The sequence below is a fragment of the Dactylosporangium thailandense genome, assembly GCF_059739745.1.
The window spans coordinates 10,935,771-10,955,950 of record NZ_AP029195.1; the positions used below are offsets into that span (position 1 = coordinate 10,935,771).

The 20,180-nt window shown below is 71.1% G+C and carries 24 protein-coding genes, 1 tRNA gene and 1 pseudogene; 15 read left to right on the forward strand and 11 right to left on the reverse strand.

The genetic code is table 11. The features are described 5' to 3' along the window. Positions 1 to 33 precede the first annotated feature (33 nt). From AC6JBM_RS48950 to AC6JBM_RS48965, 4 genes are read left to right on the forward strand one after another with little or no spacing between them, the layout of a single operon-like run. The gene (locus AC6JBM_RS48950) at positions 34 to 483 is read left to right on the forward strand and encodes a MarR family winged helix-turn-helix transcriptional regulator (protein WP_497980412.1); all 450 of its coding nucleotides are present in this window, start codon (positions 34 to 36) and stop codon (positions 481 to 483) included. A gap of 53 nt (positions 484 to 536) precedes the next feature. Continuing rightward, positions 537 to 929, forward strand: coding sequence for a hypothetical protein (locus AC6JBM_RS48955; protein ID WP_350612130.1), 393 nt, complete (start codon positions 537 to 539; stop codon positions 927 to 929). A gap of 18 nt (positions 930 to 947) precedes the next feature. Then, entirely contained in the window at positions 948 to 1,628 is a 681-nt protein-coding gene (locus tag AC6JBM_RS48960; RefSeq protein WP_350612131.1) for a response regulator transcription factor, read from the forward strand. After that, on the forward strand, positions 1,621 to 2,664 hold the full coding sequence (locus AC6JBM_RS48965; protein WP_350612132.1) for a sensor histidine kinase: 1,044 nt from the start codon (positions 1,621 to 1,623) through the stop codon (positions 2,662 to 2,664). The genes AC6JBM_RS48960 and AC6JBM_RS48965 overlap by 8 nt, the downstream gene beginning before the upstream one ends. Here the strand turns inward: AC6JBM_RS48965 and AC6JBM_RS48970 are convergent. Beyond that, entirely contained in the window at positions 2,600 to 3,358 is a 759-nt protein-coding gene (locus AC6JBM_RS48970; protein WP_497986707.1) for an S-methyl-5'-thioadenosine phosphorylase, read from the reverse strand. The genes AC6JBM_RS48965 and AC6JBM_RS48970 overlap by 65 nt on opposite strands. Positions 3,359 to 3,578: 220 nt before the next feature. Here AC6JBM_RS48970 and AC6JBM_RS48975 point away from each other — a divergent pair, with 220 nt between their 5' ends. Both AC6JBM_RS48975 and AC6JBM_RS48980 read left to right on the forward strand, forming a co-directional pair. Further along, a complete protein-coding gene (locus tag AC6JBM_RS48975) occupies positions 3,579 to 4,133 on the forward strand; it encodes a YqgE/AlgH family protein (RefSeq protein WP_344619484.1) in 555 nt (184 codons plus the stop codon). Between the two features lie 76 nt (positions 4,134 to 4,209). After that, positions 4,210 to 4,282, forward strand: a tRNA-Ala gene (locus tag AC6JBM_RS48980). A gap of 164 nt (positions 4,283 to 4,446) precedes the next feature. Here the strand turns inward: AC6JBM_RS48980 and AC6JBM_RS48985 are convergent. After that, positions 4,447 to 4,824, reverse strand: coding sequence for a hypothetical protein (locus tag AC6JBM_RS48985; RefSeq protein ID WP_497980413.1), 378 nt, complete (start codon positions 4,822 to 4,824; stop codon positions 4,447 to 4,449). A gap of 732 nt (positions 4,825 to 5,556) precedes the next feature. Between AC6JBM_RS48985 and AC6JBM_RS48990 the strand changes: the two genes are divergently transcribed. Next, positions 5,557 to 6,210, forward strand: a complete 654-nt coding sequence (locus AC6JBM_RS48990) for a hypothetical protein (protein WP_497980414.1) — start codon at positions 5,557 to 5,559, stop codon at positions 6,208 to 6,210. A 240-nt stretch (positions 6,211 to 6,450) separates the two neighbouring features. Here the strand turns inward: AC6JBM_RS48990 and AC6JBM_RS48995 are convergent, their stop codons facing one another. The 3 genes from AC6JBM_RS48995 to AC6JBM_RS49005 all read right to left on the reverse strand — a co-directional run bounded on the left by AC6JBM_RS48995 (position 6,451) and on the right by AC6JBM_RS49005 (position 8,399). After that, the gene (locus AC6JBM_RS48995; protein WP_497980415.1) at positions 6,451 to 7,224 is read right to left on the reverse strand and encodes a hypothetical protein; all 774 of its coding nucleotides are present in this window, start codon (positions 7,222 to 7,224) and stop codon (positions 6,451 to 6,453) included. Positions 7,225 to 7,317: 93 nt separating this feature from the next. Continuing rightward, the gene (locus AC6JBM_RS49000; protein ID WP_497980416.1) at positions 7,318 to 8,076 is read right to left on the reverse strand and encodes a hypothetical protein; all 759 of its coding nucleotides are present in this window, start codon (positions 8,074 to 8,076) and stop codon (positions 7,318 to 7,320) included. A gap of 47 nt (positions 8,077 to 8,123) precedes the next feature. Then, a complete protein-coding gene (locus AC6JBM_RS49005) occupies positions 8,124 to 8,399 on the reverse strand; it encodes a hypothetical protein (RefSeq protein WP_497980417.1) in 276 nt (91 codons plus the stop codon). A 119-nt stretch (positions 8,400 to 8,518) separates the two neighbouring features. Between AC6JBM_RS49005 and AC6JBM_RS49010 the strand changes: the two genes are divergently transcribed. From AC6JBM_RS49010 to AC6JBM_RS49035, 6 genes are read left to right on the forward strand one after another with little or no spacing between them, the layout of a single operon-like run. Beyond that, positions 8,519 to 9,091: a thymidine kinase gene (locus AC6JBM_RS49010; RefSeq protein ID WP_497980418.1), complete on the forward strand. Its 573-nt coding sequence runs from the start codon at positions 8,519 to 8,521 to the stop codon at positions 9,089 to 9,091. 41 nt (positions 9,092 to 9,132) lie between these two features. Continuing rightward, entirely contained in the window at positions 9,133 to 9,426 is a 294-nt protein-coding gene (locus AC6JBM_RS49015; RefSeq protein WP_350615938.1) for a metal-sensitive transcriptional regulator, read from the forward strand. 22 nt (positions 9,427 to 9,448) lie between these two features. After that, a complete protein-coding gene (locus AC6JBM_RS49020; RefSeq protein ID WP_497980419.1) occupies positions 9,449 to 9,949 on the forward strand; it encodes a hypothetical protein in 501 nt (166 codons plus the stop codon). Between the two features lie 38 nt (positions 9,950 to 9,987). Then, positions 9,988 to 10,464, forward strand: coding sequence for a macro domain-containing protein (locus AC6JBM_RS49025; RefSeq protein ID WP_497980420.1), 477 nt, complete (start codon positions 9,988 to 9,990; stop codon positions 10,462 to 10,464). A gap of 34 nt (positions 10,465 to 10,498) precedes the next feature. Then, a complete protein-coding gene (locus AC6JBM_RS49030) occupies positions 10,499 to 10,972 on the forward strand; it encodes a lipoprotein (protein ID WP_497980421.1) in 474 nt (157 codons plus the stop codon). A 54-nt stretch (positions 10,973 to 11,026) separates the two neighbouring features. Then, positions 11,027 to 11,422, forward strand: coding sequence for a DUF1801 domain-containing protein (locus AC6JBM_RS49035; RefSeq protein ID WP_497980422.1), 396 nt, complete (start codon positions 11,027 to 11,029; stop codon positions 11,420 to 11,422). Here the strand turns inward: AC6JBM_RS49035 and AC6JBM_RS49040 are convergent. Further along, complete coding sequence (locus AC6JBM_RS49040; RefSeq protein WP_497980423.1) at positions 11,406 to 12,056, reverse strand: hypothetical protein; 651 nt, start codon at positions 12,054 to 12,056, stop codon at positions 11,406 to 11,408. The two genes, AC6JBM_RS49035 and AC6JBM_RS49040, sit on opposite strands and share 17 nt — an antisense overlap. Before the next feature lie 272 nt (positions 12,057 to 12,328). Here AC6JBM_RS49040 and AC6JBM_RS49045 point away from each other — a divergent pair, with 272 nt between their 5' ends. Then, a complete protein-coding gene (locus AC6JBM_RS49045; RefSeq protein WP_497980424.1) occupies positions 12,329 to 14,536 on the forward strand; it encodes a pectate lyase-like domain-containing protein in 2,208 nt (735 codons plus the stop codon). A gap of 101 nt (positions 14,537 to 14,637) precedes the next feature. Continuing rightward, positions 14,638 to 15,291: an MOSC domain-containing protein gene (locus AC6JBM_RS49050; protein WP_497980425.1), complete on the forward strand. Its 654-nt coding sequence runs from the start codon at positions 14,638 to 14,640 to the stop codon at positions 15,289 to 15,291. Between the two features lie 16 nt (positions 15,292 to 15,307). Here AC6JBM_RS49050 and AC6JBM_RS49055 read toward each other — a convergent pair whose 3' ends face one another. From AC6JBM_RS49055 to AC6JBM_RS49075, 5 genes and pseudogenes are all read right to left on the reverse strand, one after another. Further along, positions 15,308 to 16,171, reverse strand: a complete 864-nt coding sequence (locus tag AC6JBM_RS49055) for a dioxygenase family protein (RefSeq protein ID WP_497980426.1) — start codon at positions 16,169 to 16,171, stop codon at positions 15,308 to 15,310. Between the two features lie 186 nt (positions 16,172 to 16,357). After that, entirely contained in the window at positions 16,358 to 16,576 is a 219-nt protein-coding gene (locus AC6JBM_RS49060; RefSeq protein WP_497980427.1) for a hypothetical protein, read from the reverse strand. A gap of 206 nt (positions 16,577 to 16,782) precedes the next feature. After that, entirely contained in the window at positions 16,783 to 17,445 is a 663-nt protein-coding gene (locus AC6JBM_RS49065) for a phosphotransferase (RefSeq protein ID WP_497980428.1), read from the reverse strand. A gap of 536 nt (positions 17,446 to 17,981) precedes the next feature. After that, positions 17,982 to 18,585: pseudogene (locus tag AC6JBM_RS49070) on the reverse strand (response regulator transcription factor). 486 nt (positions 18,586 to 19,071) lie between these two features. After that, positions 19,072 to 19,884: a M20/M25/M40 family metallo-hydrolase gene (locus AC6JBM_RS49075; protein ID WP_497980429.1), complete on the reverse strand. Its 813-nt coding sequence runs from the start codon at positions 19,882 to 19,884 to the stop codon at positions 19,072 to 19,074. Between the last annotated feature and the right edge of the window lie 296 nt (positions 19,885 to 20,180).

Genomic DNA, 20,180 nt, shown 5'->3' on the forward strand with positions numbered 1-20,180 from the left:
CCTGTCAATAGCGCCCGGGCGCACAATGAGTGGGTGAACCCCAGCGACGCCTGCTCGACCTTCCTCGTCCGCCACGCCTGGCTCGCCCTGCGCGGGGTCGTCGCCGAGGCGCTGGTCCCGCATGAGCTGTCGGTGGCGCAGTTCGCGTCGCTGATGCTGCTCGACGAGGCGCCGGGGATGTCCGTGGCCGACGTGGCCCGCAAGGTCTCCACCGCCCGCCAGTCGGCCAACGAGATGCTCGCCGGCCTGGAGCGGGCCGGGCTGGTCGAGCGCCGCCAGCACCCGTCCGACCGGCGGTCGCAGCAGATCTTCCTGACCGAGGCCGGGCGGGCGCGGCTCGGCGAGGCGCTGCCGTCCGTCCGGGCCGTCGAGGCCCGCCTGTCCGGCGGGTTCACCGCGGATGAGCTGGCCGTCGTCAACGCCTGGCTCACGCGCATGACCGAGGCCGAGACCGCTGCGAGCGAGGAGATCCCCACCCTCTGAGCTGGACAGCAGTGTGTCCCGCGTCACATTATGGAGTGGGCGGGAGGTGCGGCATGGAACTGCTCGGCGGCATTCAGGGCATGCAACACGCCATCCAGACCCCGGTCGGCGACCCGGCGTTCGGGACCCGGGTGAGTCACGCGGTGGCGCAGCTCAAGGAGGCGTTCGCGGTCCACGTGGAGGAGACGGAGGGGCCCAGCGGGCTCTACGCGGAGGTGCTGGACGACGCGCCGCGGCTGGCGCCGTACCTCAGCACCCTCGTCGGCGACCACCGTTCGGTGTGGAACGCCCTGGACGAGCTCGAGGGGCGGCTGTCCGGCCGGCACCCGGCGGAGGCCGTGCGGCGCGACGCCGACCGGCTCATCCGCGAGGTGTGGCAGCACCGGCAGCGGGGCGCGGACCTGCTCCACGAGGCGTACGAGACAGACCTCGGCGGCGAGACCTGACCGCTCTACAGTCGAGCGATGGGGCAGCGTGTGCTGGTCGTCGATGACGACCCGACCGTCAGCGATGTCGTCAGGCGATACCTGGAGCGGGCCGACTACGGCGTCACGCTGGCCGGGGACGGGCCGGGGGCTCTGGAGGAGTACCGCCGCGAGCGCCCCGACCTCGTGGTGCTCGACCTCATGCTGCCCGGCCTCGACGGGCTCGAGGTGTGCCGGCGGCTGCGGGCACAGGACCCGGGCCTGCCCATCATCATGCTGACCGCGCTCGGCGAGGAGTCCGACCGGGTGCTCGGGCTCGAGGTCGGCGCCGACGACTACGTCACCAAGCCGTTCTCCCCGCGCGAGCTGGTCCTGCGCGTGCAGTCGGTGCTGCGCCGCGCGGCCCCCGCCCCGGCGGCCGGCGAGCTGGCCGACGGCGACCTGCGCGTCGACGTCGCGCGGCGGATCGCGACCCGGCGGGGCAAGGAGCTCGCGCTGACCGTGCGCGAGTTCGACCTGCTGGTGTTCCTCATGCGCAACCCGGGCCGGGTGCTGCGCCGGGCGGAGCTGCTGGAGCAGGTGTGGGGCTGGACCTTCGGCGACCAGTCCACCGTCACCGTCCACATGCGACGCCTGCGGGAGAAGGTCGAGGACGATCCGGCCGAGCCGAAGCGGATCCTCACGGTGTGGGGCGTCGGGTACCGGTACGAATATGCGTGACGTCCTCAACACCTTCCTGATGGCGCTGAGCGGCTCGCTGCTCGTCGCCCTCGCGGGCCTGGCCGCGCTGCGGGCGCTGCGCCACCGCTCGGTGACCGCGCACTTCGTGGTCATCCTGCTCGTCTCGGTGCTCAGCGTGCTCGCCGGCATCCTCAGCGCCGCCATGCGCATGTTCATCTCCGACCACGACCTGCACGTGCTGCTCATCGTCGTCGGCACCGCGGCCACCGTCTCGCTCGCCGTCGGACTCTGGTCCGGCCGCCGCCTGGCCCGGGCCAGCACCTGGGAGCGGGAGGCCGAGGCGCGCCGCCGCGAGCTCGTCGCCTGGGTGTCGCACGACCTGCGCACGCCCCTGGCCGGGCTGCGCGCGATGGCCGAGGCGCTCGACGACGGGGTCGTGTCCGATCCCGAGACGGTCGCCGAGTACCACCGCCGCATCAGCGCCGAGACCGACCGCATGGCCGCGCTCGTCGACGACCTGTTCGAGCTGTCCCGAATCAACGCCGGCGCCCTGCGGCTGGCCGTGGCCGACGTGCCGCTCGGCGACGTGGTCTCCGACGCCATCGCCTCCGCCGAGCCCCTGGCCACCGCCGGGCACATCAGCATCGTCGCCGAGCCCTCGACGGGCTGGCCGGTGGTGCGCGGCTCGATGCCGGAGCTCTCGCGGGTCGTGAACAACCTCATCCGCAACGCGATCCGGTACACGCCGCCCGACGGCACCGTGACCGTCACCGGCGGGCAGGACGACGCCGGGGGCTGGCTCGCGGTCAGCGACACCTGCGGCGGCATTCCCGAGGCCGACCTGCCCAGGGTGTTCGACGTGGCGTTCCGGGGGGCTCCGGCGCGTACACCGGAGAAAAGCGCGGGCGGAGGACTGGGCCTGGCCATCGTGCGCGGCCTGGTCGAGGCCCATCAGGGCACCGTCGCCGCGGCCAACGTGGGCGACGGCTGCCGGTTCGTCGTGCGGCTGCCTAGCGCAGACCGTCCAGGGCGTGCCGGCACGGATCGTCCGGCCGCTCCGGCAGTCGCGGGATGACGTCGAGCAGGACCCGCCGGAGCCGCTCGGTGTTCTCCCCGAAGACCCGGAAGACCTCCTCCTGGGTGACCCCGTGCTCGCCCTCCACCCCGGCGTCGAGGTCGGTGACCAGGGCGATCGAGGTGTAGCAGAGCGCCAGCTCCCGGGCCAGCACCGCCTCGGGGTGCCCGGTCATGTTCACCACGGCGCCGCCGATCGCCGTGAACCACCGCGACTCGGCCCGCGTGGAGAACCGCGGCCCCTCCACGACCACCATCGTGCCGTCCCCGGCCGCGATCCCGTGCTCGCCCGCGACCTTCTTCACGACGTCACGCCCGGTCGCGCAGTACGGGTCGGCGAAGTTCACGTGCACCGCGCCCTCGTCGTAGAACGTCTGCACCCGCCCCGAGGTCCGGTCGATGAGCTGGTCCGGCACCACGAACGTGCCCGGCCCCAGCTCCGGCCGCAGCCCGCCCACCGCGCACGGCGCCAGCACCTGCGACACGCCGATCTCCTTGAGCGCCCACAGGTTCGCCCGATAGGGAATCCGATGCGGCGGAAACCGGTGATCCTTTCCGTGCCGGGGAAGAAAAGCGGCGCGCCGCCCACCCACCGTGGCGACCGTGATCGGGTCGGACGGTGGGCCATACGGCGTGTCGACCACGTGTTCCTCGGCGTCGTCGAGGAGTGCGTAGAGCCCCGATCCGCCGATCACGGCGACGTCCGCGAGTGAGGTCACGGAACAGACCCTAACCGGGACGCGCGGGTCAGGCTATGGTGCGAGACATGACCCTCGCACCCCGCTTCCTTGTCTGCTGGTGGGACTGATGTCGATGCCGGGCGAACTGGGTGAGCCCCCCACGGGACGCGGGTCACCGAGACCGAGAAATTCCGGCACCGGCCGGGGCACGTCCAGGCAGCGTCGAGGGAGGGCGATGGAGTCGTTGACCGGGCGGCTGCTGGTGGCGACCCCCGCGCTCCGCGACCCGAACTTCGAGCGCACCGTCGTGCTGGTCGTCGCGCACGAGGAGGGCGGCGCGCTCGGCGTCGTGCTCAATCGCGCCACCGAGGTCCAAGTGGCCGACGTGCTCGGCGGATGGGGCGCCCTCGCGGGTGAGCCCCCGGTCGTCTTCGAGGGCGGCCCGGTCCAGCCCGAGGCCGCGATCTGCCTGGCCCGCACCCGCCCCGGCGTAGAGGACTTAGCCGGCTTCAACCGCGTCTCGGGCGCGGTCGGCACCGTCGACCTCTCGGGCGACCCGGACCTCCTGGTGGCCGGCGTCCTCGGCGTCCGCGTCTTCGCCGGCTACGCGGGCTGGTCCCCGGGCCAGCTGGAGCGCGAGATCGAGGGCGGCTCCTGGTTCGTCTTCGACGCCCTGCCCAGCGACGCCTTCGCGCCGCGCCCCGACGACCTGTGGCAGATGGTCCTGCGCCGGCAGGGCGGGCTGATGGCCGCGGTGGCCCACTATCCGGCGGACCCGACGCAGAACTAGGGATACCCGATGTGACCCCCACCCCGGGTATGTGTACTATTCCGTGAGTGCCCGCGAGAGCGAAGCACAGCATGATGGGGCCGTGGCGCAGCTGGTAGCGCACCACACTGGCAGTGTGGGGGTCAGGGGTTCGAGTCCCCTCGGCTCCACCCATCGGGAAGTGCGGCTAACGCCCTGGTCACCGCATTACGCGGGGAACCAGGGCGTCGCTCGTTTCAGGGCCTAATCGGTCGTCGTGCCGGATCACGCCGTGAGCCGGTCGGTGGCGTCCTCCAAAAGGGCGTCCAGGGCGGCGGCGATGGCGTGATCGCGGTCACGGGTCGCGTGCTAGTAGATCCTGGCCGTCCGGGTGCCCGCCTTCTTGAGCGCCGTCCGCCAGATGCGGTGGAAGGTGCGGCGGCGGGGGACGCCGCCCATCGGGCCGGGCTCGGCCCAGTCGGTCAGGTGCTGCTCGATGTCGGCCCGCAGCCCGCGCGGCAGGCTGATGGGGCGCTTGCCCGCTTCGGACTTTCGGGTCGTCGTCGACCTGCGTGCCGTCCTCCATCTCCACGGTCGCCCGCGGCTCCATCGCCTCCAGGTCGATGCTGCGCCGCCGCTGCGCGACCAGCTCGCCGAAGCGCAGTTGCGCGAAGGTCGCCAGCAGCACGAGCATCCGGTAGCGCGGCTGGATGCTGGCGACGATGGCGAACACCTGGTCGCGGGTCGCAATCGATACGGCAGGGGGTGCGCCGGATCGGTAGGTCTTCGGACCTTCGGCGGGGTGATCTGGCTCAGCGTCGCATCGCCGAAGAGCGGGGGGATGTGAAGGGCGCCCCTACTTGAGCCCGACAATGCTTGCCGTCGAATTGGCTCAACGGTTTGCCGAGACACCATTCAACGGCGTCTTGCGGTCGGGCGAAATTGGGCGGATCAAGATCCGCCTTCTTGACGTATCCCTCTTGTGCTTGATCCGGCATGACGCGGCTTAGATCGGGTTCCTGATCACGTGAGCCGGCATCGGGCGGTAGTCCTCGTTCGCCCAGCCACCGGAAGACGCTCCGATGCCGTGTTTCACTGGAACGCCAGCGACACCGCCCGCCATCCAGTGAGCGGGTCACAGCTGGCCCGGTCGTCCGCCGGGGCGTGTGCGGGTGGCCGCAAAAAGGTCATCGGGCTCACCATCGTCGGCCAGCGGAACGCGTCTACCACCAGCGATCACCTAGGCTTGTGTTTGCTGCAGACGCCGGGCACGGATTCAGGGGCCTCCAGTCTGCGAAGGTTGGAGGTCAATGGACCTCTCGCCAACAGTCAGTGATTCAGTTCGGTGGTAGCAATCACCGACGATAAGGTGCGCGTCCGGCCGGACTCATAGCGGAGCAAAGATTTGCGACTCAATGAACTCCTGCGGGGACCGGCGGACAGCTGCCCACCGCCTCACGATCCGGTGGCGTCGGCGATCGGCGAGGGCCGCGCACGGCAACGGCGGCGTATCTTCCTCGTGGCGGCGGCCGCCCTCGCCATCGGCGCTGGTGCGGCAACCTTGGCTGTCCGGCCCTTCGCGTCAAAGCCGGCGATTGACCGCCCGGTGGCCGCGCCGCCGGCAGCTTGGCCGCCGCGCGGCGACTTAGCCGCGGACACGAACGTGCTGCCAGCGGTAATCCGGACTTGGAACGTCGGCTATCAGCAAATCCGTGTCCTGTACGCCGGCCGAAACTTCGCCGGAAAGGGCTCTGAACCGGTCGTCGTGGTCGCCGCCGCCCAGGATTCGCACGGCCAGAAGCGAATCGGCTGGTTCACCGCCTCCGGCACCGCATTCAACGCCACGACGCCGCTAATCCGGCGGGCAGAGACGGCTGAGCCGGAGGAGACCGGCGTCTACGACCTCGGCGTGGTTGTCAACCTGTCCGACGCTTGGGTGGCCTTCGACCTGGCGGCGCCCGGCTGGACCGTCTTGGTCCCGTCGGTCCCCGGCCCCGATCTCCCCTACGGCGTCAACGACCCCGTAGGCGAATTCGTCCAGCGGATCATCAGCGGGCCCCGAACCCGGGTGACGATCACGCGTGACGGCCAGGTCGTCGCCCAACACGACCTGGGTTAACGGAAACCGAATGCCGGCGGCAGTCAGAGGACAACCACCGGCATTCGAGCGTGGCGTTGTACAGGATCGCGCCGACGCCGATAGCCTCGACTCCGCGAACGGGTAGCGCCATGCGACGAGGATGTAAAGCCGAAGCCGGCGCCGGGGCAGCCCACGTGGGCATCCCCATGGCCCGCTTCCGCATCAACACCAGCGGCGTCTTGCTCCAAGCCCGGCGAACCCGCACCGCAGGGCGTCAACCTAGGCGTGGATGAGGGCCAGGTCCTCGCCGGCTCGGATGCCGGGGCCGCTGAAGGTCGACCGGGTGCCGCCCGGGCCAGCGTGGACCACCCGGGCGCCGGCCAAGTAGCGGATGCTCACGTTCTCGGCGAAGTTCCTGCCGTTCGGCAGGGCGCCGGCGGCCATGACGGTGCCGATGTCCACGCCCCAGACGCGGTGGCCCTCGTGGCCGTCGCGGAACAGTACCGCCACGTCGCCGCTCAAGTAGGCGTCGTAGACGATGCGCACGCCCAGGTCCAGCCGCAGGGCCAGCAGGGTGTCGCCCCGGGCGCCGTCCGCCAGGGCCGTGCTCGCCGACTCGATGGTGTCGGCGCCCCACGCGTGCTCATAGGTGAGGCGCTGGGCGTTCGGGACTTCGATGTCGTACCGCAGGTGCTCCGCCGCCACCACCCCGCCGTTCGGGGACCACAGGTGGGCCGCGGTGGCGACCAGCCGCGGCGCGTCCTCGATCGGCAGCTCCACCGGCTCGGAGCCGACCCCGGTGATCGAGGCGCTCGCCACGCGCAGCGTCGTGGTGACCGGCGTCCAGCCGTGCGTGCCGTGCAGCAGGCCGTCGATCTGGACCCGATCCGGCGCGCGGCCCAGGCATGCGGCCACGGCCTCGGTCAGGCCCTCGTCGCCGAGGCCGAACAGCTCCACCTCCGACGCGCTCGTCGGATGGCGGTCCTGCCCGTGGGCGTTGACGCTGGATGACGCATAACACTGGCCCGCAACGATCGACAGCTCAATGCCCATGACCGGCCCCCGAGATCACGCAATGTTACGCATACGTTACGCCTGGTCGAGCGAACTTGACCTTGAAAAGCGAAACCGGGGTCGAGGCGCGATTCAGGGGCGGGCGGGCGCCGCGTGGAAGGCCGGCGCCGACTGCTCGGGCGCGACCGCGGTCGCCTTGCGCAGGCGCAGCTCGGCGTCGAAGGCCTCGTCGTCCAGGCTCCGCTTCGCGGCCGCGGCCATGTCCGCGGCCTTCGCGGTCTGGCGCTCGATCTCGGACGCCTCCTGGTACGCGTTGAACTTCCGGTCCCGAATGACCTTGCGCAGCATGAGCTGCTGCGCGAACGGGTGCGCCTGCGGGTCCCACCCGTTGCGGTGCATGAGCGCGTCGGCCAGGTCCGAGGCCGTGATCTCGCCGCGGTCGTGCGCGGCGTTGACCATGCGGACGAGGTCGCGGCGGCGGTTCTCCGGGTCGTCCTCGGTCACCGGGAACGCGTTCGCGCGGCGGAGGCGGTGCACGGCCCCCTCCGACTCCTCGAACGCACGCCACGCGGCGTCCTGGGTCCGCTGGGCCGCCTCCCACTCGCCCCGCCGGCGCTCGGCCATGGCGTTGGCGCGCTCGGCGGCGATGGCGATCTCGGCGCAGTACCGCTGCAGCTCTTCGATCTCCTTGGCGCTGCGTTCGAGCTTGGCCTGCTTCTCGCGCGCGGCCTCGGGGTCGCGGATCGCCTTGCGCAGGCGGCTCCACCAGGACGGTCCGCCGGAGCCGCGGCGGGAGATCAGCGTCATGATCAGGAACGTGATGATGACGGCGGCGAGCAGGGCCAGCCAGATGGCCAGGGCTTCCTGCATGCCGTGCGAGAAGTTCTGCATGGTGGGGGGCACCTCGGATGGCGAGACCGGTCAGGGAGGGGTTCGTCTCATACCGGGTGCGCTGGTGGTGCCCGGCCCGCCACGACACCCACGTGGCGGCCGGTGAGCAGCGGGCTCGAGCCGTCGGCGAGGACGGGCTCGGCGTGGGCGAGAGGGACGGCCGGCCGCGCCTCGTCCACTGTGGACTCCGGCTCGGGCGCCGCGGGCGCGGTGGCGTTCAGCGACACCGGCGCGGGGCGGGCGGGCTCCACTGTGGACGGTAGGGCGGGGGTGAAGCCGGCGCCGATGATCAGCGCGCAGACAGCCAGCGCGAGTCGTCGCACGCGTCGCCGCAAACGGCTGGGCGGCGGGACGACCTGCATCACTCAAACATGCCCCTTCCCGGCGAAGGTCGCAACCTAGGGTGAAAATTCCTACAGTCGGAGAGGCGTACCGTGTCGCCGTGGATCTGACCGTCATCCTCGGCCCGATGAAGAGCGGCAAGTCGCTGGAGTTGGTGAGCCTGCTCTCGCCGCTGCAGTACACGGACGCGCGCCACCGCGTGTTCCAGAGCGCGCGCCACGTGCGCGACGCCGGTGTCGTCTCGCGCAGCGGCGCCGCGCTCGCGACCGTCAAGGCGACCTCGCTGGCCTCGGCGCTGGACGAGGAGCTCGACGTCGTCGGCATCGACGAGGTGCACATGTTCACGCTCGCCGACATGCTCGTCGTGCGCCGGCTGCTCGAGCGCGGCACGCGCGTGGTGGCGGCCGGCATCGACCTCGACCACCGCGGTGAGCTGTTCGCGCCGGTGCGGGCGCTGCTGGAGCTCGGGCCCGCGAGCGTCACCTACCGGCGCGCGGTGTGCGATCGCTGCCGCTCGTTCTCGGCCGTGTACACGCAGGTGCTCGAGCGCGGCGAGCCGATGATCCGGGAGCTCGCGCCGTCGACGGCGCTGCCGGACGACGGCACGTACGCGTACGAGGCCCGCTGCCGCATCTGCGTGGTGCTCCCGGACAAGCTGACCCTCGCGGTCTAGATACCCCTGGGGGGTTACCGCGCGCGGGTATGCTGGTGGGCATGACCAGCCCGACGCCGCGTGGGTACACCGCCACCAAGGACCAGCTCCAGAGCCGCCTGCGCCGCATCGAGGGCCAGGTGCGCGGCGTGGAGAAGATGGTCGACGAGGATCGGTACTGCATCGACGTGCTCACCCAGATCAGCGCCATCCAGGCCGCCCTGGACAAGGTGGCGCTCGGGCTGCTCGACGACCACGCCCGGCACTGTATGCACAACGGCGCCCAGGACGGCAAGGGCGAGGAGATGGCCACGGAGATGATGGCGGCCGTGGGACGGCTCCTCCGCCGGGGCTGACGGTTCCCTATTGTCTACTGCCGTGCCCGATTACGCGTTCGTACGGCAGACCGACGGCTTCACCTGTGGCCCCACGGTCGCGATGGTGGCCTCCGCGGCCCTGGACCCCTCCTACGGCGCGACCGTCACGGACGCGGGCGAGGAGCAGCACCGCATCCACGCCGCCGCCAACCGCCTGTGGCCCCGCAAGCTCGGCACCACCCCGTGGGGTGTGGCCGGGATCATCTCCGCGCACACGGCGGCGCTGGGCGTGCGCTACGGGTGGCGGCTCTTCCGCGGCGACCTGGCGGCGGCGATCGCGGCGGTGGAGTGCGACTGGCCGGTGGCGATGCTCATCGGCGCCGCGATCCCGCGCCACTGGGTGCTGATCGTGGGGCACCGCGACGGGGTGCTGGAGTGCTTCAACCCGGCCCGGGGCGTGGTGGCCTCGATTCCGGTCGCGGACGTGGCGGCGCGGCGGCTGGAGCCGCTGGGCTTCCCGCGCGCGTTCGCTCTGGTTCTGCCGCGACACGTCACATCCTGAAACCAGCGCGACGGGATGATCACGGGTACGTTGCTGGCGTGGTACCGCTGAGCTACGTCCAGGGCGACGCGACCAGCCCGCAGGCCGCTGGGCCCAAGATCATTGCGCATGTGTGCAACGACCTCGGCGGCTGGGGCAAGGGTTTCGTCGTGGCCGTGTCGCGCCGCTGGCCCGAGCCGGAGCGGGACTATCGCGCCTGGCACCGCGAGCGGGCCCGGAACGACTTCGGGCTCGGGGCGGTCCGTGTCGTCCAGGTGCGGCCCGACACCTGGGTCGCGAACATGATCGGACAGCACGGGATGCGCACCGGCTCCAAGGGACCGCCGATCCGGTACGACGCCGTCGACCGCTGCCTCGACGCGCTCGCCGGCCACGCCGGCCGCCTCGGCGCGTCGGTGCACATGCCGCGCATCGGAGCCGGCCTGGCCGGCGGCCGGTGGGAGCGCATCGAGCCGCTGATCATCGCCCGGCTGTGTGACCGCGACATTCCGACGACCGTGTACGACCTAGCTTGATCACGTTGCCGCCGACGTTCTCTGGGAGTGTGCAGTGAGGCGCATCCTGAGCCTGGTCCTGGCCGCCGCCGTGCTGGCCGGCTGCTCGAACGACGACAAGAGCACTCCCGCGCCCGCCGGCGAGCCGTCGGCCGGGACCGTGGTCGCCATGGCGCACGCGGATGCGCAGGCGCTCGCGGACAAGTACCGCACCGAGGCCGTCACGGCCCTGGGCGCGGCGCTGGCCGGCCCGCCGACGAGCAGCCTGGCGCCGTGCGAGGGCCCGCACACGTTCACCGCGATCACGTACGGGGACGTGCCCGTCCCCGCCGACCAGCAGGCCGCCGCCCTGCAGAAGCTGCGCGAGCACTACAGCGGCGCGCAGTACACGGTCGCGCCGCCCGGGGCCGACGCCTCCCTGAACGCGATCACGCCCGACCGGGTCAAGATCTCGATCGCCCCGGAGGGCGCCGACACGCTGCGCATCAACATCGCGACCGCGTGCTATTCGTCGGACGAGCCGCTGTGACCTACGAGTCGTCGGACGAACCGCGTTGACGTACGAGTCGTCGGACGAGCCGCTGTGACCTACGAGCGGGACCCGCGCGTGGACGCGTACATCGACGCGCTGCCCGAGTGGCAGCGGGTGATCTGCTGCCGGGTCCGGGACCTCGTCCACGAGGCCGATCCGCAGGTGACGGAGACGATCAAGCGCACGGTCCAGCCGTACTTCGTGCTCGACGGCAACGTCTGCGCGCTGCTGGCCGCGAAGACGCACGTCAACGTGTTCCTCTACGACGGGGCGATTGTCCCGGACCCCGACGGCATCATCACGGCGGGCCACGGGAACTCGACCGCCCGGACCGTCGCCGTGCGCGAGGGCGGGGAGGTGCCCGCCGGCCCCCTGCTCGTGATGTTCCGCCAGATCATCGCGAACAACCGCGCCGGAGGGTGGCGCAGGCTCAAGCGCTCCGGGTGACGAGGACCGGGCGGCCGCTGTGGACGTGGTCGCGCAGGGCTTCGACGTCCGGCTTCCGGCCGTTCTTCTTCAGCACCTCCGCCACCAGGATGTCGCTCAGTGGGGCGTCGGGGTCCGGGTCCTCGGCGGTGAGCTCGACGTAGGACGGGGCCACCAGGCGACCGTGGACCGCGCCCCGCACCAGGTCGGGCTCGAACTCGTCGTCGAGGACCACCGCCCGGGTGCGCAGGTCGCCGTGCAGCATGACGAGCTTGTCGGTCATCTCGCCGGCGAACAGGTCCGCGTGCACGTCGCCGAGGACGATGAGCTTGGGGTCGCACCACAGGAAGATGTCGCGGGCCTTCAGGCTGCCCAGGACCACGAGGGCCGCGGCGCCGTCGTCCTCGTCGAAGAGGTTGCCGCGTACGGTCAGGTCGCCGTCGACGATGTATCCCGTTGCCGCCTCGGGCGTGTCCGCGGCGAAGGGGTGGTCCCCGGCGTGGCCGGTCAGGCGCAGGTCGCCGTCGATGACCAGGTCGGGGCCGGTCACGAGGATGTACTCCTCGTTGTAAAGGTTCTCGTACGAGGACTCGGGCAGCCCGCGCCGCTCGAAGAGCTCGACCGCCTCGTCCCATGACACGTACCGCGTCCGCATGCGGCGCACGCTACCAAGGCTGATATCAGGGCGGCGCGACCACCCGCGGACCTGGCAGCGACGGCGCGCCAGCGCCGAGCGGTGTCTGGCGGGAGCGACGGTCCGCCACCACCGCGGACCCGAGCCATGGGCTTGAGAGAGCGCTCTCCGGACGGCGATTTTCCGGGCTCTTGACTGCGGGGTCACATCGACGTAACACTTCATCTACTCGCTGAGAGCGCTCTCACCGCCATGGATCGCGCCCGGCCGGCAACCTCGAAAGCAGGCAGCCCATGAGTTCCAGATCTCGCGCCCTACGCAATGTTCTGCTGGCCGGGACGACATTGACCGTTGTCGCGTTCGGCCTCGCCGGCGTCATCGGGTCGGCCTCCGCCGCCGTCACCGGCAACCCGATCATCGGTCCCGGCGGCAAGTGCGTGGACATCTCCGGCGACGACACCGGCGTGAACGGCACCGCGGCCCAGCTGTGGGACTGCCAGGCCGCGGCCGCCGACCAGCACTGGACCTGGAGCGGCACCGCGCTGACCGCGATCGGCCGGTGCCTCGACGTGGTCAGCGGCGGCACCGCCAACGGCACGAAGCTGCAGCTGTGGGACTGCAACGGCACGGGCGCCCAGCAGTGGGTCGCGCAGGCCGACGGCTCGATGAAGAACCCGCAGTCCGGCCGGTGCATGGACTCGCCGAGCGGGGCCACCGCCAACGGCACCCGCCTGCAGATCTGGGACTGCAACGGCACCGGCGCCCAGAAGTTCTCCATCACCACGACGACGCCGCCGACGGGCACCTGCCCCACGTACTCCGACACGCCGGACTTCGGCCCGAACGTGCACATCTACGACCACTCGATGAGCGACGCGGCCATCCAGGCGTCGCTGGACTCGGTCTTCAACGCGCAGAAGGACACCCAGTCCGCGCAGTTCGGGACCCGCCGCGACGCCCTGGTGTTCAAGCCGAGCACCACCCCGTACGCGGTCGGCGCGAACATCGGCTTCAACACCTCGATCCTCGGCCTGGGCCAGAACCCCGACGACACGCGCATCAACGGCGCCGTCACCGTCGACGCCTTCAACGCGAGCGACGCGGGCAACGCCACCCAGAACTTCTGGCGCTCGGCGGAGAACCTCTCGGTCAACACCCTCGGCGGGACCAACCGCTGGGCCGTCGCGCAGGCCGCGCCGTATCGCCGCATGCACGTCATCGGCGGGCTCAACCTGTTCCCGGCCAGCTACGGCTGGGCCAGCGGCGGCTACATCTCCGACTCCAAAGTGGACGGCAACGTCGAGTCGGCGTCGCAGCAGCAGTGGTACACCAAGGACAGCACTCTGGGCAGCTGGAGCGGTTCCAACTGGAACATGGTCTTCTCCGGCGTCAACGGCGCCCCGGCGAACAACTTCAACACCAACCCGTCCGCCGGTCCCCGCTACACGACCCTGGCCACGACCCCGATCTCGCGGGACGTGCCCTACCTCTACATCGACGGCAGCGGCAAGTACCGCGTGTTCCTGCCCTCGCTGCGCACCAACGCGTCCGGCGCGAGCTGGGCCGGCGGCTCGACCCCCGGCACCTCGGTGCCGATGAGCACCTTCTTCGTCGCCAAGCCGAGCGACTCCGCCGCGACGATCAACACGGCCCTCGCCAACGGCTGCAACGTCTTCTTCACGCCCGGCGTCTACCACGTCAACCAGACGCTGCACGTGACCAAGGCCAACACGGTCGTCCTCGGCATCGGCTACCCGACGATCATCCCCGACGGCGGCGTCAACGCGATGGACGTCGCCGACGTCGACGGCGTGCGGCTCAAGGGCCTGCTCTTCGACGCCGGCACCACCAACAGCGACACCCTGCTCAAGGTCGGCCCGGCCAAGTCGGCCGTGTCCCACGCGGGCAACCCGACCACGGTCCAGGACGTGTTCTTCCGCATCGGCGGCATGGTCGCCGGCAAGGCCACGAACAGCCTGGTGGTCAACACCAACAACACGATCATCGACCACACCTGGGCCTGGCGCGCCGACCACGGCAGCGGCATCGGCTGGACGGTGAACACCGCCGACAACGGCCTCACCGTCAACGGCGACAACGTCCTGGCGACCGGCCTGTTCGTGGAGCACTACCAGAAGAACGAGGTGGTCTGGAACGGCGCCAACGGCCGGATCATCTTCTTCCAGAACGAGATGCCCTACGACCCGCCGAACCAGGCGGCCTGGATGAACGGCTCGACGCAGGGGTACCCGGCCATCAAGGTGGCGTCGGGGGTCACCACCTTCGAGGCCTGGGGCCTGGGCAGCTACTGCTTCTTCAACGTCAACAACTCCGTGGTCTCGGCCCGCGCGTTCGAGGTCCCGGCGGCGGCGGGCGTGAAGTTCCACAACATGGCGGTCGTCTCGCTCGGCGGGGTCGGCACCATCAGCCACGTCATCAACAACACGGGGGCGGCGGCGAACTCGACCACCAACAACGTGTACCTGGTCAACTTCCCCTAACTCGCACATCGACGACGGCCGGTCCCGGACATCGGGCCGGCCGTCGTTGTGTGCCCGAAATGACGGCGCGGCCGCGGCGCGTCACCCGCTAGGTTGACCGGGTGGCCTACCTGCTCTCCGTCAACGTCGGCACGCCCGTGCGCACCGAGCACTCCGACGTGTCGCACACGGGCATCGACAAGCGACCCGTCGACGGCCCGGTGGCGATCTTCGTGCCCGGCCCGCGCGGGACGCAGGAGACGGGCGTGGCGGGCGACCGCGTCTGCGACACCCGCCACCACGGCGGCCCGGACCAGGCCGTCTACGCCTACGCCCGCGAGGACCTCGACACCTGGGCCGGGGAACTGGGCCGCGACCTGCCCGGCGGCGTCTTCGGCGAGAACCTGACCACGTCCGGCCTGGACGTGACCGGCGCGCGGATCGGCGAGCGCTGGCTCGTGGGCGACACGGCCGTGCTCGAGGTGTCCGCCCCGCGCATCCCGTGCCGCACGTTCGCCGGCTGGCTGGGGGAGCGGGGCTGGATCAAGACCTTCACCCGGCGCGCCATCCCCGGCGCCTACCTCCGCGTCATCCACCCCGGCTCGGTCCGGGCCGGCGACGAGGTGCGCGTGGTGCACACCCCGCCCCACGACGTCACGATCGGCCTCGCCTTCCGCGCGCTGACCGCCGAGCCGGAGCTGCTGCCCCGGCTCCTCCCGGCCGACGCGTTGCCGGTGCGGACCCGCGAGAAGATCGGCAACCGCCTGGCCGCATAGCGCCCGCTCCCTGGCGCTACGCCGTCTGGAGCGAACGCTTCGACAGGCCCATGAAGTAGCCGTCGATCACCGACCGCACCGGGGCGTCGGGCTGGTCCGCGGCCCCGAGCGTGACGAACAACGGCGTGTAGTGCTCGGCCGTCGGGTGCGCGAAGGGCATGCCCGGGGCCTGGCTGGCGTACCGGCTCAGCGTGTCGACATCCCCGCGGGCGAGCGCGTCGGCGGCCCAGGCGTCGAAGTCGGCCGACCAGCCCGGCGGGGTACCGTGGCCGGTCCAGTGCTCCCGCGTGAGGAACGGCAGCCCGTGGGTCATGAACCCGGAGCCGATGACGAGCACGCCCTCCTGGCGCAGCGGCCGGAGCCGGCGCCCGAGCTCGAGCAGCCGGTCGGGGTCGTGGGTGGGCAGGCTGAGCTGCAGCACCGGGACGTCGCCGAGCGGGTACATCGTCATGAGCGGTACCCAGGCCCCGTGATCGAGCCCGCGGCTGCGGTGCTCGTGCAGTGGCTCCGAGTCGGGCATGAGCGCCGCGACCTTGCTCGCGAGCTCGGTGGCGTCCGGCGTGTTGTACTGCAGCGTCCAGAACACGGGCTTGAAGCCGCCGAAGTCGTACACCAGCGGCGTGTGGGCGGCCGTGGCCGAAACGCTCAGCGGCGCCTGCTCCCAGTGCGCGCTCACGATGAGAATCGCCGTCGGCTTGGGCAGCGCGAGCGCCCATTCGTGCAGCTGGCGCATCCACTCGGCGTCCTCGAGCAGCGGCGGCGCGCCATGGCTGATGTACAGGCTGGGCAGCGCCCCATCCTCGGGCGCCCACATCCGCTGCTCGCGACTGGCCGGCACGGCCACCGCGAGGTGCCGTTCGAGAAGGGGAAGCTCGTTCATGTTTGAAGAGTAGCGCGTTAGTTGAGCGCTCAACAGTGTGACGGCGCTCGCGGGTGGCGGCCGGGCGCGGCTCGCTGGTCGGGACCGGGTGTGTGCTGCTCTCCGGCGTTGCGAGCTGGTGATCCGCCGTTGGCCTTCGTCCGTTCGCCGGCGCGCCGCCTCCCCCCTGCGACGCGGCCGACCGACTCAACCAGCCGCCATCTCGGAGGCTCGGTGCAGGGCATCGGCCACGGCCCGCGTCTCGGCGGCCCCGTACACGAGGAGGAGTTCGCGCTCACGTCCACCACGGCGGTCGGTAGCCGTGGCGCGCTCAACGACGACCCGGGTGGTGGTGAGCCGGTCATCGACGCAGATGTCCATGTCGGCCACGCCGATGTCCACCTGCCGGACGAAGAGTTCTTCCATGAGGGAAAGCGTGGCGCCACCCCGAACCCGGTACGCCGCCCTGATCGGGTTATTCGCCCTCGCCTCCGCACCGCCTCGACCCCCGGCCCTCGTGCGGCCGCCCTGGCCGCCGCGGCGGGGTCGCGCCCTGTCCGCGGCTGTGTGCGGTGGAACAGTTCCGATCGACACCCGCGATGCGCAGAGTCGCCGTGCGCCGTTCGGCCGGCTCAGAAGTGGGCGCGCGCGGCGGTGGTGACCAGGAGCTTGGCCTCGTGCAGGTGGACCTTCTCGTCAGCGGTGACGTTGGCGTCGGCGGAGCGCCGGTGCACGGCCGCTTCGAGCTGGGAGAGGGGGTTGTCGCGAGTACAGCTCAGGAGCGTGTCCAGGAATGCCTCGGCCCGCTCGGCGAACTCGTGCCCGGGCAGCACCGCGACCGTGGCGATGATGAGCGCCGTCATCGCCACGTCCAGTTCCGGTGGCCCCTCGCAGCTGTTGCGCCAGTCGATGACGACCGGGCCGCCCTCGGTCATGACCACGTTCTCGGGGTGCAGATCGAGGTGGAGTATGCGCGTACCGGGGTCGGTGGCTGAGCGAACGCGCACTTTGTGTAGCCGTTCGAGCAGATCGGCCAGCACGGTGGCGCCCGCCTTGAGGTCGAGGGTGCCGTCGCCGAGGGCCTGCAGCATCGTGGGCCCGTCGAGGCGCTCCATGACCAGGTCGGCGCCCTCGGCCTGGTAGATGCGCGGAACGGGATATCCATGGTCGGAGACGTATCGCATGATTGCCGCCTCCGCCGCGACATCCCCGCCGCGGCGGTACCGCCGGAGCACTCGCCGCTCGTCGAGCGCATAGATATCCGCGTCGCGGCCGCTGGCGAGAAGTGCGGTCATGCCGCGACTCTACGTCCCCGGCCGGAATCATTCAGCCCTTGGGCGCGGGGCCATCCACTCTCATGAGCGACATGCGGGCGCTTGAGCCAAACACCGCGTGACGAACGCCTTCCAGCACGCTCGATGCCCACCACGACAGCGAGCAACGTCAACCGATCCCCGGAACGGAGCGCACCGCACGTTCGCTCACATTCGCGCGTGCAAGTCACGCATGCACATTCGCTCATCTCCATCGCGCGGCTCGCGCATGCACGTTCGCTCATCTCCATCGCGCGGCTCGCGCATGCACGTTCGCCCGGCTCTCCGTCGTGCAAGTCCCCGTGCTCTGTGCGCGTTCGCTCATGTCCGCTGTCCGGGTCGCGTGTGCTCGTTTGCTCGGCTTCCGCCGCGCGAATCCCCGCGCTGGTGCGAATCCCGTGCGCGTTCGCTCATATCGCGCTGCGGGGCTTGCGCGTGCACGTTCGCTCACGTTGCGCCGTGCGGGGCGCGCGTGGCTTGCCGCCGTGGGAATCGCCAGGTCGAGGAAGGGGGTGTGGCTAGAGCCAGCCGTTTTCGTCGGCCAGGCGCACTGCTTCAGCTCGGGTGCGGGCGCCGGTCTTGCCGATGGCCGCGGACAGGTGGTTGCGCACGGTGCCCTCGGACAGGCCGAGCTGGGCGGCGACGTCGGCTACGGTGCCGCCTTCTCGGGCTGCGCGTAGTACGTCGGCCTCGCGTGGCGTCAAAGGACTGTCGCCGCTGGCCAGCGTCTCGGCGGCCAGGGTCGGGTCGACCACGCGGAGACCCTGGGCGATGCGGCGCACGGCGTCGGCGAGCTGCTTCGCGGGCGTGTCCTTCACGACGAACCCGGATGCGCCGGCGGCCATCGCGCGCCGGAGGTACCCGGGGCGGCCGAACGTCGTCACCATCAGCACCTTGCACGAGGGCAGCGCCTTGCGCAGCGCCGCGGCGGCGGCGATACCGTCGAGGCCGGGCATCTCCACGTCGAGCAGGGCGACGTCCGGCCGGTGCTCCCGCGCGGCCGCGACGACCTCGTCCCCCGCGCCCGACCTCCGCGACGACGGACAGATCGGCCTCGAGATCGAGCAGCGCCGCGAGCGCGCCCCGCACGAGGGCCTGGTCGTCGGCGATCAAGAGTCGGATGGACACCCGAGCATCGTGTCACGCCATGAACGCGAGCCCGTCACGCGTCACTGCGCACGAGGTCGAGCGCTCAGAGATGCACGAGGCTCCACTTGGCCGAACGCGGTGCTCGTCGGGGTGTGGCATTGGCGACACCGGCTATGTAGTGATCTGGATTACTTCGCGAGCGTGGGTGGTCGTTGGCGCGGCGCTGATGGTCGCCGGCGCGCGGCGTCTGGGTTGGTGCGCGAGTTCGGTGATCGTTCGCGCGGTGCTGAGGCTGAATTCGCACGGTCCTGAGGCTGAGTTCGCGCGGGGCTGAGGCTGAGTTCGCGCGGGGCTGAGGCTGAATTCGCACGGTCCTGAGGCTGAGTTCGCGCGGGGCTGAGGCTGGGATCGCGCGGGGCTGAGGCTGGGATCGCGCGGTGCTGAGGCTGAAGGCGTCCGGGTGGCGTTGAAGTCGGGAAACGGCCGTGTGGCGCTGTGGATTTCGGGTGCGGGGCCGGCTTACTGGGCCAGCTCCGTGATCGTTCGCACGGCGGCGGTCGCGACGTTGGCTGCGAAGTCGTAGTCCAGCGTGTCCGCGGTGTCGTCGGCGCGGTGGTAGTGCGCGTTGCGATAGTCGGCCGTGTCCGTTACGAGCAGGGAGCGGCGGCCGGCGTCCCAGTACGGTACGTGGTCGCTGCGCATTGCGACATGCTCGGCGAAGGCTGGCAGAACCAGCGGCAGCGACGGTATCTCCAGGTGCCGCGCGAAGCGCGTCTGCAGGTCCTGGGAGCGCTCGTCGGCGACGAGCGCGATGAAGTCGCCGCGTTCCGGGACGTCCAGGAAGTCGCCGAGCTCCTCCGGGATGCGCTGGTGCGCGGCGGTGTGCCCGATCATCTCGAAAACGATCGACTCGGTCTGCGCGGTGATGAACGCCTGGTGCGCGGCGCTGCCGTCGAATCCTGACTCTTCGCCGCCGAACAGACAGAAACGAATGGTGCGGGCGGGCAGGTCCGCGTCGCGCAGGACGCGGGCGGCCTCGAGCACGCCGGCCACGCCGCTCGCGTTGTCGTCGGCGCCGGGGCTGGCCTCGACCGTGTCCCAGTGCGCGCAGAGCTCGACGGCATCGTCGGAGGTGCCGCCCTCGATCTCGGCGACGAGGTTGACCTGGTGCAACTCGCTGCCGTAGCGCTCGACGCGCACCTTGAGGCCCATGGCGCTGAGCTGATCCGTCGAGTACCGCAGGCACGCGGCGACTCCCGGCAGGTCCTCGAACCGCGGTCCGTGCGCGGTGAGCGCTTCGACATGTGCGCGCAGCCGTTTCGCGGAGATCATGGCCACAGGATAAGGAATCCGAGCCATGCCCGGGAACGCCGGAACCGTCGCGCGTTTGGGAATCCGCCCATCCGTGCGGGGGATCGCTCGCCGCTAGCAGTGGCTGGTCCCGGGAGGCGGGAGCGCGGGTAGGTCGCGCGAGGTGGGCGAATGCGGCGGCTGGGAAGCGAGGGGGAGACGCCCGCGAGAGGTGGGGAGCCAGGGTGGCCGGAGGCGGAGACGCCTGCGCGGGGTGGTCGAGCGTGGCGGTGGGGGGAGCGAGAGGTGGCCGCAGGCGGAGACGCCCGTGGTGGGGG